The following is a 15,695-nucleotide window of genomic DNA, read 5'->3' on the forward strand; positions in this document are numbered from 1 at the left end:
CTCGTGGTTCGGGGACTGCTTCTTCGGGGGCGCGGCGCGGGCTAGCGCAGGAACGCCGCGGCGACGCCGGCGTCGACGGGGATGTGCAGGCCGGTGGTGTGGCTGAGTTCGCCGCAGGTCAGGGTGTAGACGGCGTTGGCGACGTGCTCGGGCAGGACCTCGCGCTTGAGCAGGGTGCGCTGGGCGTAGAACTCGCCGAGCCTCTCCTCCTCCACCCCGTAGACCGCGGCCCGCTGCGCCCCCCAGCCGCCGGCGAAGATGCCGGAGCCGCGCACCACGCCGTCGGGGTTGACCCCGTTGACCCGGATGCCGTGCCCGCCGAGCTCGGCCGCCAGCAGCCGGACCTGGTGTGCCTGGTCGGCCTTTGCCGCGCCGTAGGCGACGTTGTTCGGGCCGGCGAAGACGCCGTTCTTGCTGGAGACGTAGACGATGTCGCCGCCCGTGCCCTGGTCGATGAGCACCCGTGCGGCCTCGCGGGCCACCAGGAAGGAGCCGCGCGCCATCACGTCGTGCTGGACGTCCCAGTCGGCCTCGCTGGTCTCGAGCAGCGGCTTGGAGATGGACAGCCCCGCGTTGTTGACCACCAGATCCACGCCGCCGAACGCCAGGACCGCCTCCCGCAGCGCCGCCGCGACCTGGTCGGCGTCGGTGACGTCGGCGGTGACCGCCACGGCCGCGTCCGCGGTGCCGATCTCCCCGGCGACCTTCGCGGCGGAGTCGGCGTCGCGGTCGGCCACCACCACGCACGCGCCCTCGGCGGCCAGCCGGTGCGCGATCGCCCGGCCGATGCCCGACCCGCCGCCGGTCACGAACGCCACCCGGCTGGCCAGCGCCTTGGGCTCGGGCATCCGCCGCAGCTTGGCCTCCTCCAGCGCCCAGTACTCGATCCGGAACTTCTCCGATTCGGGGATCGGGGCGTAGGACGAGACCGCCTCGGCGCCGCGCATCACGTTGACGGCGTTGGCGTAGAACTCCCCGGCCACCCTGGCGGTCTGGGCGTCCTTGCCGAAGGAGAACATGCCCACGCCCGGGACCAGCACGATCGCGGGGTCCGCTCCGCGCATGGCCGGCGAGTCCGGTGCGGCGTGGCGCTCGTAGTAGCCGCGGTAGTCCTCCCGGTAGGCGGCGTGCAGCTCCTTCAGCCGCTCGACCGCCTCCTCGATCGGGGCGTCCGGCGCGACGTCGAGCACCAGCGGGCGGACCTTGGTGCGCAGGAAGTGGTCGGGGCACGAGGTGCCCAGCGCGGCCAGCCGCGGGTGCTCGGCCCTGGAGAGGAAGTCCAGCACCGCATCGGAGTCGGTGTAGTGGCCGACCTGCGGCCGGTCGGTGGAGGCCAGGCCGCGCACGGTCGGGAGCAGGGCGGCGGCGCGGGCGCGCCGCTCCTCGCGCGGCAGCGGTGCGCGGCCCTCGACCACCGGGCCGAAGGGGTGGGCCTCGCCGGTGCGCTCGGCGATGAAGGACTCGGCGGTACGGATGATCTCCAGGGAGTTGGCCTCGCACTCCTCGCTCGTCGCCCCCCAGGCAGTGATCCCGTGCCCGCCCAGGATCACGCCGATGGCCTGCGGGTCGGCCTCCTTGACCGCGGCGATGTCCAGGCCCAGTTGGAAGCCGGGCCGCCGCCAGGGCACCCACACCACCCGGTCGCCGAAGCACTCGGCGGTGAGCTTCTCCCCGTCGGCCGCGCACGCCAGCGCGATGCCGGAGTCGGGGTGCAGGTGGTCGACGTGCGCGGCCTCGACCAGGCCGTGCATCGCCGTGTCGATCGAGGGCGCTGCGCCGCCCTTGCCGTGGGCGCAGTAGTCGAACGCCGCGACCATCTCGTCCTCGCGCTCCACCCCCGGGTACACCCCGGTGAGCGCGCGCAGCCGGTCCAGCCGCAGCACGGCAAGACCCGACTCCTGCAGCGTTCCGAGGTCGCCCCCGGAGCCCTTGACCCACATCAGCTCCACCGGCTCGCCCGTCACCGGGTCGACGGCGTCGGCCTTCGCCGAGGCGTTGCCGCCGGCGTAGTTGGTGTTGCGCGGGTCGGCGCCCAGCCGGTGCGAGCGCTCCAGCAGCGCCTCGACCTGCGGGTGGGGTGTGTGAGAGGTCATCTCCTCAGTCCTTCGATGTGGTTGGCGGCGGTGTGCGGATCCGCGGGGCCGGGGCCGGCCTTTCCGGACCGGCCCCGCGGGCTCACCCGAGTCGGAAGTCGGCGACGCGGACGGGGGAGGGCTCGGTGCCCTCGCTGGGCTCCTGGTAGAAGACCGAGAGCACGCCGTCGGAGTCCACGCGGGACTCGTCCACCAGCACCTCGCCGAAGGCGTTGACGTCGGAGCCGTCGTAGACCTTGGTCCAGTCGGTCCAGCCGCTCTCGGCCGAGGCGGCCATGATGCGCCCGCCCGGCAGCACCGCGTAGGCGTCGTCGTCGGCGGTCAGCACCAGCCGGGAGCGGCCGAACGCGCCGAGCGGCTCGGGCAGCTCGGCCTTGTGCCATGCGCCAGTGCTGTCGCGGTGCAGGTGGAAGGTGCGGCCGTGGGTCCTGCGCTGCTCGACGAAGTCGGTGACGCAGTGGGTGAAGCGCCCGGGCACGTAGCTGACCATGACGTGCGGATTGCCGCTGGAGTCCACGGCCTGGGACTCCTGGTTCATCAGCGCCTGGTCGACGTCCAGCGGGTCCGCGACGTGGCCGGGCGTCCGCACCGACACGCGGCGCTCGGTGCCGGTGACCGCGGCGAGCGCGCCGTCGCCGGTGCGCCAGGTGCGCCCCTCGTCGTCGCTGTAGACGTAGCCGGTGTCGTGGTTGGACAGGCCGCCGGGGTGGCAGAGGACCTCCCCGCCCGCTGCGGCCTCCCGCCAGGTGAACGAGGCGTGCAGCCGCCCGGAGTCGTCGTAGCCGATCCCGTGCAGGTACATGTTGCGGCTGTCGCTGACGCCGCCGTTGGCGCGGAACTCTCCCTCGGGGGAGGACCAGGCGCCCAGCTTCTCCCAGCGCCCGTCGGCGTACTCGGCCAGTTCGGTGGTCCCGTCGCCGGAGCCGCCCGTGCGGTAGCTCAACTGGAGGCCGCCGCCGGGCGCGGAGACGAACCGCGGGTAGGTGATGCCGCCGAGGTCCACGCCCCCCAGCGTCCGCTGCACCGGACCGAAGGAGTCGGCCCTCCAGTGGCCGTCGCCCCGCTCGTCCACCAGCCCGGCCTCGGAGCGCACGTAGTATACGGGGGTGTTGTGGGTGTCCATGGCCACGTGCAGTCGGCCGTCGCCGGCGGAGACGCCCAGTGAGATCGAGTTGTGGGAGTCGTCGGTGCTGAGCCGGTGCGGCAGTCGCACCGTGCGCCACCGGCCCGCCGCGCCGCGCTTGGTGACGTCGCGGCGCGCGATGACGGCGTGCCGGGTGTCGGTGTACCAGGCGGCGTACTGGAAGTCGCCGTGGGTGAGGATGCCGCTCTGCTGGTAGGAGCCGTTGTTGACCAGGCCGTCGTAGGAGACGAAGTACAGCGCCTCGTCGTCGGGGGTGGTGCTGCCGATGGGCGTCGCCGACAGCGGGGCCTGCGCGGGGGCGGGGTCGGCGTGGGCGGTGCCCGAGACAGCGAACGGCAGCAGGACGGCCGCAGCGCCGAGGCCGGTGGCCAGGGCGCGCATGGGGGATCGCACGGTTCTCAGGCCCCCCATCCGGCCTGGGTGCCGCCGACGCGCTCGGCGGCGATCCGCTCGGCGTATCCGGACGCCGCGTAGGCGGCCATCGGGTCGGGCTCCAGACCCTGCTCCCCGCGCAGCTCGGCCAGCAGCGGGCGGACGTCGGTGTCGTAGGCGTCCATCAGGACCGCGTTGGCGCCGAGCACGTCGCCCGCGGCCTGGGCCGCGGCCAGCGCCTCCGCGTCGACCAGCAGCGCCTTGGCCGTGGCCTCCTGCGCGTTCATGACCGAGCGGATCTGGCCGGGGATCTTCGGCTCGATGTTGTGGCACTGGTCCAGCATGAAGGCCACGCCGGCCTCGGGCTCGTGTGCGCCGGCGCACACCACCTCGTGCATGATCCGGAACAGTTGGAAGGGGTCGGCCGCGCCCACCATCAGGTCGTCGTCGGCGTAGAAGCGGGAGTTGAAGTCGAACCCGCCGAGCCTGCCCTCGCGCAGCAGGAACGCCACGATGAACTCGATGTTGGTGCCGGGCGCGTGGTGTCCGGTGTCCACCACCACCTGGGCCTTGTCCCCGAGCTTGAGGCAGTGGGCGTAGGCGGTGCCCCAGTCGGGCACGTCGGTGGTGTAGAAGGCCGGCTCGAACAGCTTGTACTCCAGCAGCATGCGCTGGCCGTCGCCGAGGCGGTCGCGGACGGCCTCCAGCGCCTCGGCGAGCCGGTCCTGGCGGGCGCGGATGTCGTCCTGGCCCGGGTAGTTGGTGCCGTCGGAGAACCACAGCTTCAGGTCGCGGGAGCCGGTCGCGTCCATGACGTCGACGCACTCCAGCAGGTGGTCCAGTGCCTTGCGCCGCACCCGCGGGTCGGGGTTGGCGACGCTGCCCAGCCGGTAGTCGTCGTCCTGGAAGACGTTGGCGTTGACCGTCCCGACCTCGATCCCGAGCTCCCCGGCGTACTCGGCGAGCTTGGCGTAGTCGTCGACCCGGTCCCACGGGATGTGCAGTGCGACCTTCGGCGCGATGCCGGTGAAGCGGTGCACCTGCGCGGCGTCGGCGATCTTCTCCTCGGGGCTGCGCGGCACGCCCGGCTGTGCGAACACCTTGAACCGGGTGCCGCTGTTGCCGAACGCCCACGAGGGCAGTTCGACGGCCTGTTGCCGCAGTGCCGCCCGCGCGGCGGTGATGTCGCTCATTGCAGACTCCTGACTCGTGTCCGACGGCGGCGCCGGACGTATTTTAACGTTTTAAAAGTGCGGGTGGTCAATGCCCCACCGGCTGCGAGGTGCCCGCTGTCAGTCCAGGTGGAAGACCTCGGTCAAGGGGAGCATCCCCTCATCGGGGCGGCCGTCCAGATCCTGGAAGAACGGGGCCATCTCGGCCTGCCAGCGGGCGTTGACGCCGGTGCGCTCCATGGCGGCCCTGGCGGCCTCGAAGTCCTCGGTCTCCAGGTAGCCCACCAGCAGGCCGTCCTCGCGGCAGAACAGCGAGTAGTTGTGCCAGCCGCTCTCGTGCAGGGCCGCGCGCATCTCCGGCCACACCGACGCGTGGCGCTCGCGGTACTCGTCGAGGCGGTCGGGCCGGACCTGGAGCAGGAAGCAGACGCGCCGCATCTCCACCTCCCGATCAGAAGTCGTAGTCGTCGATGTTGTCGGCGTTGAAGACCGTCGGCGGGCCGAGGACGACCTCGCCCTCGGCGCCGATTTCGTACTCGCCGAGCCGCCCGGCCTCGAAGGTCTGCCCCTCCTCACCGGTGATCCGGCCCGCGGCCAGCGAGGCGCCGGTGTAGGCGGCCAGGTAGCCGAGGTCCTTGGGGTCCCAGAGCGCGAACTCCTCGACGGTGCCGTCCTCGACGTACTCGCGCATCTGGTTGGGCGTGCCCAGACCGGTGAGCGCGACGTCGCCCTTGTACTCGGAGCCGCTGAGGTAGCGCGCCGCGGCGGCCAGGCCCACGGTCGTCGGGGAGACGACGCCCCTGAGGTCGGGGTGGGACTGCATCAGGCCCTGCATCTCCTGGAAGGACTTCTGGTCGTCGTCGTTGCCGTAGACGGTGTCCACGACCTCGATGCCCTCGTACTCCGGCTTGGCCAGCTCCTCCTCCATCAGCTCCAGCCAGGCGTTCTGGTTGGTGGCGTTGGGCGAGGCCGACAGGAAGGCGATCTCGCCCTCGCCGCCGACCTGCTCGGCGATCAACTTCACCTGGGTCTGGGCGAGCCCTTCGGCCGAGGCCTGGTTGATGAAGACGTCGCGGCACTCGGGGTCGGTGTCGGAGTCGTAGGTGACGATCCTGCCGCCGGCCTGGCGCGCCTGGTTCAGCGCGCCGCAGACGGCGTTGGGGTCGTTGGCCGCGAGCACGATCACGTCGCTGCCCTGCTGGCTCAGCGTGTTGATGTAGCTCACCTGCGAGGAGGCGCTGGCATCCGAGGGGCCGACCTCCTTGTACTCGCCGCCCACCTCCTCGACGGCCTCCTCGCCGCCGGCGTCGGCGTAGGTGAAGTAGGGGTTGTTGAGCTGCTTGGGCAGGAAGCTGATCGCCAGGCCCTCGGGGATCTCGGCGTTGGGGTCGGCCTCGCCGGTCGCGCTCGCGCCGGCCTCGTCCTCGGTGCTGCCGCGGGTCGTCGTGCCGCAGGCCGCGGTCATCAGCACCAGGCCGGCGAGCGCGCCGGCTGTGGCGCCGTAACGGAGAAGGGATCGGGACATGGTTACCTCTCGGTGCGCGAAGAGAAGGGACGGGGGACGTCGGGGCCGCCGGGTCGCCGCGACCGCGGTGCGCCCGGCCCGGGTCGGCGCGCCCGCATCCGCGCCACGGCATTGGGCGCGACGACCGAGACGACGAGCAGCAGGCCCGTGACGATGGACAGCGTGTCGGAGGAGACGTCGGCGAGCTGCAGGGCGTTGCGGATCGTGCCGAGGAGCAGGACGCCGCCGAGCACGCCGGGCAGCGCGCCGACGCCGCCGAAGATCGACACCCCGCCGAGCAGCACGGCCGCCACCACCGACAGCTCCAGGCCCGCGGCGTTGTCGGCCCGCGCGCTGCCGTACTGCAGCGTCCAGAAGACGCCGGCCAGCGCCGCGACGGCGCCGGTGGCCACGAAGAGCCACAGCTTGGTGCGGCCGACCGAGATCCCGGAGAACCGGGCCGCCTCGTCGTTGCTGCCGATCGCGTACAGCGAGCGCCCGAAGGCGGTGGAGTGCAGCAGCACGCCGAAGACCAGGGCCAGGACGAGGATCAGGACGGCCACCCACGGAATCGGCGTACCGGGGATGCGCGAGGTCGCCCCGCCCGTCCAGGAGAGCGGGAAGTCCGCCACCGCGCGGTCGCCCAGGATCACGTAGGCCAGGCCGCGGTACAGCGCCATCGTGCCGATCGTCACCGCCAGCGAGGGCAGGCCGGCGACCGTGACGAGCAGCCCGTTGACCGCACCGAGAACGGCGCCCAGCACCAGGCAGAACGGGACGATGGTCTCCAGCGGCAGCCCCGCCACCCACAGTTGCCCCATCACGGCGCTGGTCAGCCCGAGCGTGCTGGCCACGGACAGGTCGATCTCCCCGGTGATGATCACCAGCGTCATCGGCAGCGCGATCAGCGCGATCGCCGCGATGTCCAGGACCACGAAGCCGGCGTTGCGGCCGCTCGCGAACCCCTCCACCAGAAAGGAGGCGGCGAGGACCGACACCAGCAGCGCCCCGATGACCGAGGTCCCGCGGGCGGACGCCAGCGCCCGCAGCGCGGAGCGCGGCTCCGCCGGGCGGGGCGCGGCCGCCGCTTCGCCGGTGGTCGGTGTGGAGACGTCAGGCACCACGGGATTCACCTCCTCGGAGCCGGCGGGCGGCGCGCACCGCCAGCAGCCGGTCCATGCCGATCGCGACCAGGATGAGCAGGCCCACCACGGCCTCCTGCCAGAACGCGTTGACGCGCAGCACCGGCAGCGCCGAGCCGATGGTGGTGAGCAGCACCGCGCCCAGGGCGGCGCCGTAGACGGTTCCGCTGCCGCCGAAGATCGCGACCCCTCCGACCACGGCCGCGGCGACGACCTCCAGCTCCAGCCCGCTGCCGACGGTCGCGTCGAGGGTGCCGAACCGCGCGGCGTAGAGCACGCCGGCCAGGCCGGCCAGGGCGCCGTTGACGACGAAGGCGCCGAAGATCCGCCGGTCCACCGGGATGCCGGACAGCCGCGCGGCGTGCGGCTCGGAGCCGATGGCGTAGAGCTCCCGGCCGCTGCGGTAGGAGCGCAGGTACCACCCGGCGGCCACGACCACGCCCAGGGCGATCAGGGCCGGGACCGGGACGCCCAGCACACTCGTCCGGCCCAGCCCCAGGAACGAGGCCGGCATGTCGGCGGCGTTGATCTGCGTGCCGGAGGCCCACCAGTAGTCGATGCCGCGGAACACGTACAGCGTGCCCAGGGTGACGACGAGCGCGGGGACCCGCGCCGTCGCGACAAGCGCGCCGTTGACGGCGCCGCACACCGCACCCAGCAGCACGCCGGCCAGCGCGACCACCGGGACCGGCAGGCCGGGGAAGGACACGAAGAGCGTGCCGACCGCGAACGCCGACAGCCCGAGGACCGAGCCGACGGATAGATCGACGCTGCGGGTGATGACGACCAGGGTCTGGCCCACGGCCAGGATCGTCAGCAGGGTCGCGCCCAGCAGCAGGTCGTCGATGCTCTGGGAGGACAGGAAGCCCGGGTTGACCGCGGTGGTGGCCGCGATCAGGAGCACGAGCGCCAGCAGGATGCCGAGTTCGCGCACCTGCCGCAGCCGGCGGGAGGACCGGACGTCGCCGCCGCCGTGCTCCTGGAGCGGGGCCTCGGTGGTGGGGGCGCTCACGCCGTCACCTCCTGCTGTCCGGTGGCCGCGTACATCACCGACTCCTCCGTGGCCTCGGCGCGGGAGAGCTCCGCGCTCAGTCGGCCCTCGTGCATGACCAGGACGCGGTCGGCCATGCCCAGCACCTCCGGCAGTTCACTGGAGACCATGACGACGGCCAGGCCCTGCCCGGCCAGTTCCGACAGCAGCCGGTGCACCTCGGCCTTGGTCCCGACGTCGATGCCGCGGGTGGGCTCGTCGACGATCAGGACCTTCGGGCCGGTGGCCAGCCACTTGGCCAGGACGACCTTCTGCTGGTTGCCGCCGGACAGGGTGGACACGGCGTCGTCGAGTCGGCCGGCCTTGACCCGCAGCCGCTCCGACCACGCGCCGGCCTCGGCGCGCTCGGCCGAGCGGCGCAGCAGGCCCAGGCGGCTCAGCGCCCCGCGCCGGGTGAGGGTGGCGTTGCGCTCCACCGACATCTCCATGACCAGGCCCTGCTGGCGGCGGTCCTCGGGGACCAGGGCCAGCCCGGCGGCCATGGCCGCGGCCGGGCGCCCCGGGGGCAGTCGGCGGCCGGCGACGCGCACCGCGCCCGCGTCGTAGCGGTCGATGCCGAACACCGCCCGGACGACCTCGCTGCGCCCGGCGCCCACCAGGCCGGCCAGGGCGACGATCTCGCCGCCGCGCACGGAGAAGCCGACGTCGGAGAAGACGCCGGTGCGGGTCAGGCCCTCGACCTCCAGCAGCACCTCGCCCGACTCGGTCTCCTGCTTGGGGAACAGCGCCGTGACGTCCCGGCCGACCATGCGCCGCACGACGGCGTCGACGGTGAGCTCGCCGATCGGGTCGGTGGAGATGTGGCGGCCGTCCCGCATGACCGTGATGCGGTCGCACAGCGAGAAGACCTCGTCGAAGCGGTGCGAGATGAACAGGATGGCGGCGCCGGCGTCCCGCAGCGAGCGCGCCACCGTGAACAGCCGATCCACCTCGACGCCCGACAGCGCAGCGGTGGGCTCGTCCATGATCAGCACCCCGGCGTCGAAGGACAGCGCCTTGGCGATCTCGATGAGCTGCTGGTCGGCGATTGACAGGCCGCGGGCGGGCCGGTCCGGATCGATGTGCACGCCGAGCCGGGCGAACAGCCGCGCGGTCTGCTCGCGCATCGCGGAGCGGTCGATGCGCCGACCGCGGGTCAGCGGCTGGCGCCCCATGAAGAGGTTCTCCGCGACGGAGAGGTCGGGGAAGAGCGTGGGCTCCTGGTAGATCACCGCGACCCCGGCGCGCTGGGCGTCGGCCGGGCCGGAGAACCCCGTCGGCGCGCCGTCGACCTCGACGTGCCCGCTGTCGGGTCTGTGGACTCCCGCGATGGTCTTGACCAGGGTGGACTTTCCCGCCCCGTTCTCGCCGACGAGCGCGTGGATCTCGCCGGCGCGCAGTTCGAGCGAGACCCCCTGCAGCGCCTTGACCATCCCGAAGGACTTGGCCACATCGACCAGCGCCAGGGGCGGCGGCGCCGGTGAGGGCGGCTGGGCCATGAGCCCTCCTTCACCGTTAATAACGTTTTAAACTGAGAGGGACGTTAGGCGGGTCACACGGTCCCGTCAATAGCGCGGTGCGAAAATTGACCGTTCGTGATCATCTCGGGTGCGGTGATCACGGAGAGTCGGTGGCTTTGTGACTCCGTGATTGTGCTCGGGGATGTCGTACAACAGCTATTGACACGTTTTAAGGACGGTGTGACGATGAGCCCCGTCCGACTCCGAACCGTCCTCCGCCGCGATGCCGACGCCCCGCCGGGAGCCCTCCTCTTGTCCTCCTCAACCGAAGGCCTCGAACGCCCCGTGGGCATCAACGAGGTCGCCGCCCGCGCCGGGGTCTCGCGGGCCACGGTCTCCAACGTGCTGAACCGGCCGCACCGGGTGGCCGAGGCGACCCGGCGCCGGGTGGAGGAGGCCGTCCGGGAGCTCGACTACGTGCGCAACTCCTCCGGCCGCAGCCTGCGCTCGGGCCGCGCCGACGCGGTCGGACTGTTCGTCCTCGACATCACCAACCCCTTCTTCACCGAGGTGGCGCGCGGGATCGAGGACGAGGCGGCCGAGTCGGGCCGCGCGGTGATCCTGCTGAACTCCGCCGAACGGTCCGGACGGCAGCGGAGGTCGGCCCGCATGCTCGCCGAGCAGCGGGCGGCCGGAGCGGTGGTCATGCCGGTGGACGACGACCTGTCCGACCTGTTCTGGCTGCGCCGCCGGGGCGTTCCCTGGGTACTGCTGGACCACGGCGGGACCGGGGAGGCGACCGGGTGCGGCGTCAGCGTCGACAACCGGGCCGGCGGGCTCGCCGTCGGCCGGCACCTGATCGGCCTCGGCCATGAGCGCATCGCCTTCCTCAGCGGCCCATTCGCCGTCCGGCAGTGCCGGGACCGCCTGGCCGGGCTGCGCGCGGCGTGCGCGGAGAGCGGCCTGGACCCCGATGCGGTCATCCGGCTGATCGAGGTACCGATGCTCAACGCCGGCTCGGGGGAGCGCGCCGCCGAGAAGGTCCTCGGCGGCGCGGCGCGGCCGGGGGCCGTCTTCTGCGCCAACGACCAGCTCGCCCTCGGGCTGCTCAAAGGGCTCGGCGAGCGCGGGCTGCGCGCCCCGGGCGACCTCTCCGTGGTCGGCTACGACGACGTCGACGCCGCAGCCCTGGTCCATCCGGGACTGACCACCGTGGCCCAGCCCAAGTACGACCTCGGCCGCGCGGCGATGCGGCTGCTCGGTGATGAGCTCGACGACCCCGGCCACCGCCACCTGCGGTGCCGGTTCACCCCCGAACTGGTCGTGCGAGGCTCGACGGCCGCCCGCCGAGGGACGTGAAACCTCAGCCCGAGGACGCCGACTCCGCGGCGACTGGGCGATCCCCTCGCGTGGCCGCCAGGCCCCCAAAGGATCGCACCGGCGCCGCGCCACCCACGCCGTCTGCCTGTGCTCCAGACCGAAACCGCGGTGTCGGTATGCGCCTGAGTCGACGGGTCTGCTTCGCGCGCGTGAGGGCGATTTCCGTCCACGGACCTTCGGCCACACGAGGGAATCGCCCACCCGCACGCACTTCTATCCTGGGGCAGGCCTTCAGCCCTCCCGGGATTCGGGCAACACCCGACCTCAAGGTCGGCGTTCATTCCTCGCGGTGGATGCGGGCGGCGGTGCGGTCGCGGTGTTCCAGCGTGTTGCTGGTGGTCCGGGTCTGCACCCGCATCAGCCGGCGGGCGTCGTCGGCCGCGGCCCTGGCGGTCTCGGGGCGTGCGGTCCCGCCGCGCCGCGGAGTGTCGTCGGGCCGGCCGAGGTCGTCGGGCAGCCCGGCGCGGCCCACGATCCGCAACTGCGCGCTCTCCTGGGAGACCGAAGGGCGGATGTCGCCGGTCGGGGTCTTCCAGTTGCGCAGCCGGTGCTCCAGCCACTCGACGCCCTGGTAGCCCTCGCCTCGCGGCCAGGCCAGGCCGTCGGGCCGGTGACTCAGCGCGTGCAGCAGGTCGGCGATCGACCAGCCGGCCGAGAAGAACCGCGCCGCCTCGGCGCGCAGCCGGGGAAAGTCCACGCCGCGCAGCGAGTCGTCGCGCCGGCGCAGCAGCTCACAGGCCCGGTGCACGTCGCTGCGGGTGTGCACCGGCTGGTTCAGCGGATCGGGCTCGGGCCGGTGCAGCAGCGCGTCGTCGACGGTCACGATGACCTCGCCGCCGCGGTTGTCCCAGATGCTCACCTGCTCGCGCGGCCAGCCCTGGGACTCCACCAGTGCAGCGGCCAGCCTGCGCAGATCGAGCGCGTCGTCGGACGAGATCCGCAACTCCGCCATGGCCGCCCCCGTTTCTCCCCGTCTTCTCCGCGCCGGTTCCCCGGACCACCAGCCTAGCCACGCCCGACGACACCGGGTTCCGGCCGCGCGTTAAGGTGGTCGCCCGGCGTAGGACCGGGATCGATGAGGATCGAGGTGGGCCCGTGCCCGACACGGCATTCGCGTCAGACACCGCGGCGTCCAACGCGTCGCTGCGGGCGTACCTGCATGGACTTCCCGGAGTGGACGAGGTCGGCGCGAAGGCGCGCGCCGCCGACCTCGGCACCCGTTCGATCAAGACCACGGCCAAGCGCCAGGCGATCGACCTGGCCGTCCGGATGGTCGACCTGACCACGCTGGAAGGCTCCGACTCCCCCGGCAAGGTGCGGGCGCTGTGCGCCAAGGCCGCCCACCCCGACCCGGCCGACCCCTCGGCCCCGCAGGTCGCGGCGGTGTGCGTGTACTCGGACCTGGTCGCGGTGGCGGTCGAGGCGCTCGCCGGGACCGGGGTCGGCGTGGCGTCGGTGGCCACGGCCTTCCCGTCCGGGCGCGCCCCGCTGGAGGCCAAGCTCGCCGACACCCGCCGCGCGGTCGCCGACGGCGCGAACGAGATCGACATGGTCATCGACCGCGGCGCGTTCCTGGCCGGCGACTACCGCAAGGTCCACGAGGAGATCGCCGCGGTGAAGGAGGCGTGCGCCGGCACCCACCTCAAGGTGATCCTGGAGACCGGGGAACTCGCCACCTACGACAACGTGCGCCGCGCCTCCTGGCTGGCCATGGGTGCCGGCGCCGACTTCATCAAGACCTCCACCGGCAAGGTCTCCCCGGCCGCAACGCTGCCGGTCACCCTGATCATGCTGGAGGCGGTCCGCGACCACCGCGCGCGGACCGGCCGCCAGGTCGGGGTCAAGCCCGCGGGCGGAATCCGCACCACCAAGGACGCCGTCAAGTACCTGGTGATGGTCAACGAGGTCGCGGGCGACGACTGGCTGGACCCGGCGTGGTTCCGCCTCGGCGCCTCCAGCCTGCTCAACGACCTGCTGATGCAGCGCACCAAGCTCACCACGGGCAGCTACCCCGGCCCCGACTACTACACGTTGGACTAGGCAGTGGCAGACCAGATCTTCGAGTACGCGCCCGCGCCCGAGTCCCGTGCGGTCGTCTCCATCAAGCCGTCCTACGACCTGTTCATCGACGGCGAGTTCACGCCCGCGAGCGGCGAGGAGCGCATCACCACCCTCAACCCCGCCGACGAGGAGCCGCTGGCCGAGGTCGCAGCGGCCGCCGAGGCCGACGTCGACCGCGCCGTGCGGGCCGCGCGCCGCGCCTTCGAGCGCGTGTGGGCCCCGATGCCGGGGGCCGAACGCGGCAAGTACCTGTTCCGCATCAGCCGCATCATCCAGGAGCGCGCCCGCGAGCTGGCGGTCCTGGAGTCGCTGGACAACGGCAAGCCGATCAAGGAGACCCGCGACGTCGACCTGCCGCTGGTCGCCGCGCACTTCTTCTACCACGCCGGCTGGGCCGACAAGCTCGCGCACGCCGGCCTGGGCCCCGACCCCCGTCCGCTCGGTGTCGCGGCGCAGGTCATCCCGTGGAACTTCCCGCTTCTCATGCTGGCCTGGAAGATCGCCCCGGCGCTGGCCACCGGCAACACGGTCGTGCTCAAACCGGCCGAGACCACGCCGCTGACGGCCCTGGTCTTCGCCGAGATCTGCCAGGAGGCGGGACTTCCGCCGGGCGTGGTCAACATCGTCACCGGAGCGGGGGAGACCGGGCGGGCGCTGGTGGCGCATCCGGGGACCGACAAGGTCGCCTTCACCGGCTCCACCGAGGTCGGACGCCAGATCGCCCGCGCCGTTGCCGGCACCCCCAAGCGGCTCACCCTCGAACTCGGCGGCAAGGGCGCCAACATCGTCTACGACGACGCCGCGCTGGACCAGGCGGTCGAGGGCATCGTGTCGGGCATCTTCTTCAACCAGGGGCACGTATGCTGCGCGGGCTCCCGGCTGCTGGTGCAGGAGTCGATCGCCGACGAGCTGCTCGCCCGGCTCAAGGCCAGGATCGAGCGGCTGCGCATGGGCGACCCGCTGGACAAGAACACCGACATCGGGGCGATCAACTCCGCGGCGCAACTGGCGCGCATCCGCGACCTGGCCCGGATCGGCGAGGAGGAGGGGGCGCAGGGCTGGTCGCCGACCTGCGAACCGCCCGAGCGCGGCTACTGGTTCGCGCCCACGGTCTTCACCGGCGTCAGCCAGGCGCACCGCATCGCGCGGGAGGAGATCTTCGGCCCCGTGCTGTCGGTGCTGACCTTCCGGACCCCCGACGAGGCGGTGGCCAAGGCCAACAACACCCCCTACGGACTGTCCGCCGGGGTGTGGACCGAGAAGGGCTCACGGATGCTGTGGACCGCCGACCGGCTGCGCGCCGGGGTCGTGTGGTCCAACACGTTCAACAAGTTCGATCCCGCCAGCCCGTTCGGCGGCTACAAGGAGTCCGGCTACGGCCGCGAGGGCGGGCGCCACGGACTGGAGGGCTACCTTGCCGGCTGAGCGCAGGAACAAGAAGCAGCAGGAGAACCGGGGCGACGCCGCCGCGCCGCAGCGGCTCGCCGTGCGCAAGACCTACAAGCTCTACGTCAACGGAGCGTTCCCTCGTTCGGAATCGGGCAGGTCCTATCCCGTGACGTCAGCCAAGGGCGAGCACCTCGCCAACGCGGCCCTGGCCTCCCGCAAGGACGCCCGCGACGCCGTGGTGGCGGCGCGCAAGGCGTTCGGCGGCTGGGCCGGGCGCACCGCCTACAACAGGGGGCAGGTCCTCTACCGGGCCGCCGAGATGCTGGAGGGGCGCAGGGCCCAGTTCGTCGACGAGGTCGTGGCCGCCGACGGCGTCGGCCGGGGCAGGGCCGAAGCACTGGTCTCGGCGGCGATCGACCGCTGGGTCTACTACGCCGGCTGGACCGACAAGATCGCGCAGGTCGCCGGCGCGGCCAACCCGGTCTCCGGGCCCTACTTCAACCAGTCCGCGCCCGAGCCCGCGGGCGTGGTGGCGGTCATCGCACCGCCGTGGGCGCCCCTGCTCGGCCTGGTCTCGGTCGTCGCCCCGGTGATCGCCACGGGCAACACCGCCGTCGTGGTCGCCGGTGAGCGCGCCCCGCTGCCGGCGGTCACCCTGGGCGAGGTGCTGGCGACGTCGGACCTGCCGGGCGGCGTGGTCAACATCCTCACCGGCCGGCTCGCCGAACTGGCCCCGCCGCTGGCCGCCCACGCCGACGTCAACGCCCTCGACCTCACCGGGGCCGGCGACCTCGCCGCGGAACTGGAGGAGGCGGCCGCCGACACCCTCAAGCGCGTGCTCCGGCCCGAGCCCGCGCCGGACTGGTCGGCCGACCCGGGGACCATCCGGATGACGCCGTTCCTGGAGACCAAGACGGTCTGGCACCCGATCGGCGTGTGAGCGGGCAA

13 protein-coding genes are annotated in these 15,695 nt (G+C 72.7%); 4 read left to right on the forward strand and 9 right to left on the reverse strand.

The window, feature by feature from the left end; translation table 11 throughout:
• Nucleotides 1-41: 41 nt before the first annotated feature.
• The 8 genes from HDA32_RS06490 to HDA32_RS06525 all read right to left on the reverse strand — a co-directional run bounded on the left by HDA32_RS06490 (nucleotide 42) and on the right by HDA32_RS06525 (nucleotide 9,956).
• Complete coding sequence (locus HDA32_RS06490) at nucleotides 42-2,093, reverse strand: bifunctional aldolase/short-chain dehydrogenase (RefSeq protein WP_179642343.1); 2,052 nt, start codon at nucleotides 2,091-2,093, stop codon at nucleotides 42-44.
• 82 nt (nucleotides 2,094-2,175) lie between these two features.
• Nucleotides 2,176-3,630: a BNR repeat-containing protein gene (locus HDA32_RS06495; RefSeq protein WP_312863065.1), complete on the reverse strand. Its 1,455-nt coding sequence runs from the start codon at nucleotides 3,628-3,630 to the stop codon at nucleotides 2,176-2,178.
• A 5-nt stretch (nucleotides 3,631-3,635) separates the two neighbouring features.
• Entirely contained in the window at nucleotides 3,636-4,802 is a 1,167-nt protein-coding gene (gene rhaI, locus HDA32_RS06500) for an L-rhamnose isomerase (protein WP_179642344.1), read from the reverse strand.
• A 99-nt stretch (nucleotides 4,803-4,901) separates the two neighbouring features.
• A complete protein-coding gene (locus HDA32_RS06505; protein ID WP_179646503.1) occupies nucleotides 4,902-5,219 on the reverse strand; it encodes an L-rhamnose mutarotase in 318 nt (105 codons plus the stop codon).
• Nucleotides 5,220-5,232: 13 nt separating this feature from the next.
• On the reverse strand, nucleotides 5,233-6,306 hold the full coding sequence (rhaS, locus tag HDA32_RS06510; protein ID WP_179642345.1) for a rhamnose ABC transporter substrate-binding protein: 1,074 nt from the start codon (nucleotides 6,304-6,306) through the stop codon (nucleotides 5,233-5,235).
• A 2-nt stretch (nucleotides 6,307-6,308) separates the two neighbouring features.
• Entirely contained in the window at nucleotides 6,309-7,409 is a 1,101-nt protein-coding gene (locus tag HDA32_RS06515; RefSeq protein ID WP_376766938.1) for an ABC transporter permease, read from the reverse strand.
• Entirely contained in the window at nucleotides 7,399-8,439 is a 1,041-nt protein-coding gene (locus HDA32_RS06520; protein ID WP_312863066.1) for an ABC transporter permease, read from the reverse strand. The genes HDA32_RS06515 and HDA32_RS06520 overlap by 11 nt, the downstream gene beginning before the upstream one ends.
• The gene (locus HDA32_RS06525) at nucleotides 8,436-9,956 is read right to left on the reverse strand and encodes a sugar ABC transporter ATP-binding protein (protein ID WP_179642347.1); all 1,521 of its coding nucleotides are present in this window, start codon (nucleotides 9,954-9,956) and stop codon (nucleotides 8,436-8,438) included. The genes HDA32_RS06520 and HDA32_RS06525 overlap by 4 nt, the downstream gene beginning before the upstream one ends.
• A 273-nt stretch (nucleotides 9,957-10,229) precedes the next feature.
• Here HDA32_RS06525 and HDA32_RS06530 point away from each other — a divergent pair, with 273 nt between their 5' ends.
• Nucleotides 10,230-11,276 (forward strand): LacI family DNA-binding transcriptional regulator, encoded by a 1,047-nt coding sequence (locus tag HDA32_RS06530; RefSeq protein ID WP_246334253.1) that lies wholly within the window; start codon nucleotides 10,230-10,232, stop codon nucleotides 11,274-11,276.
• Between the two features lie 298 nt (nucleotides 11,277-11,574).
• On the opposite strand, the gene HDA32_RS06535 is transcribed toward HDA32_RS06530, so the two are convergent.
• Nucleotides 11,575-12,249, reverse strand: a complete 675-nt coding sequence (locus HDA32_RS06535; RefSeq protein WP_179642349.1) for a hypothetical protein — start codon at nucleotides 12,247-12,249, stop codon at nucleotides 11,575-11,577.
• Between the two features lie 143 nt (nucleotides 12,250-12,392).
• Between HDA32_RS06535 and deoC the strand changes: the two genes are divergently transcribed.
• From deoC to HDA32_RS06550, 3 genes are read left to right on the forward strand one after another with little or no spacing between them, the layout of a single operon-like run.
• A complete protein-coding gene (deoC, locus tag HDA32_RS06540; protein WP_179642350.1) occupies nucleotides 12,393-13,337 on the forward strand; it encodes a deoxyribose-phosphate aldolase in 945 nt (314 codons plus the stop codon).
• 3 nt (nucleotides 13,338-13,340) lie between these two features.
• Nucleotides 13,341-14,783, forward strand: a complete 1,443-nt coding sequence (locus HDA32_RS06545) for an aldehyde dehydrogenase family protein (protein WP_179642351.1) — start codon at nucleotides 13,341-13,343, stop codon at nucleotides 14,781-14,783.
• Complete coding sequence (locus tag HDA32_RS06550) at nucleotides 14,773-15,687, forward strand: aldehyde dehydrogenase family protein (RefSeq protein WP_218882359.1); 915 nt, start codon at nucleotides 14,773-14,775, stop codon at nucleotides 15,685-15,687. The genes HDA32_RS06545 and HDA32_RS06550 overlap by 11 nt, the downstream gene beginning before the upstream one ends.
• Nucleotides 15,688-15,695 lie beyond the last annotated feature (8 nt).

The organism is Spinactinospora alkalitolerans, assembly GCF_013408795.1.
Classification (GTDB): domain Bacteria; phylum Actinomycetota; class Actinomycetes; order Streptosporangiales; family Streptosporangiaceae; genus Spinactinospora; species Spinactinospora alkalitolerans.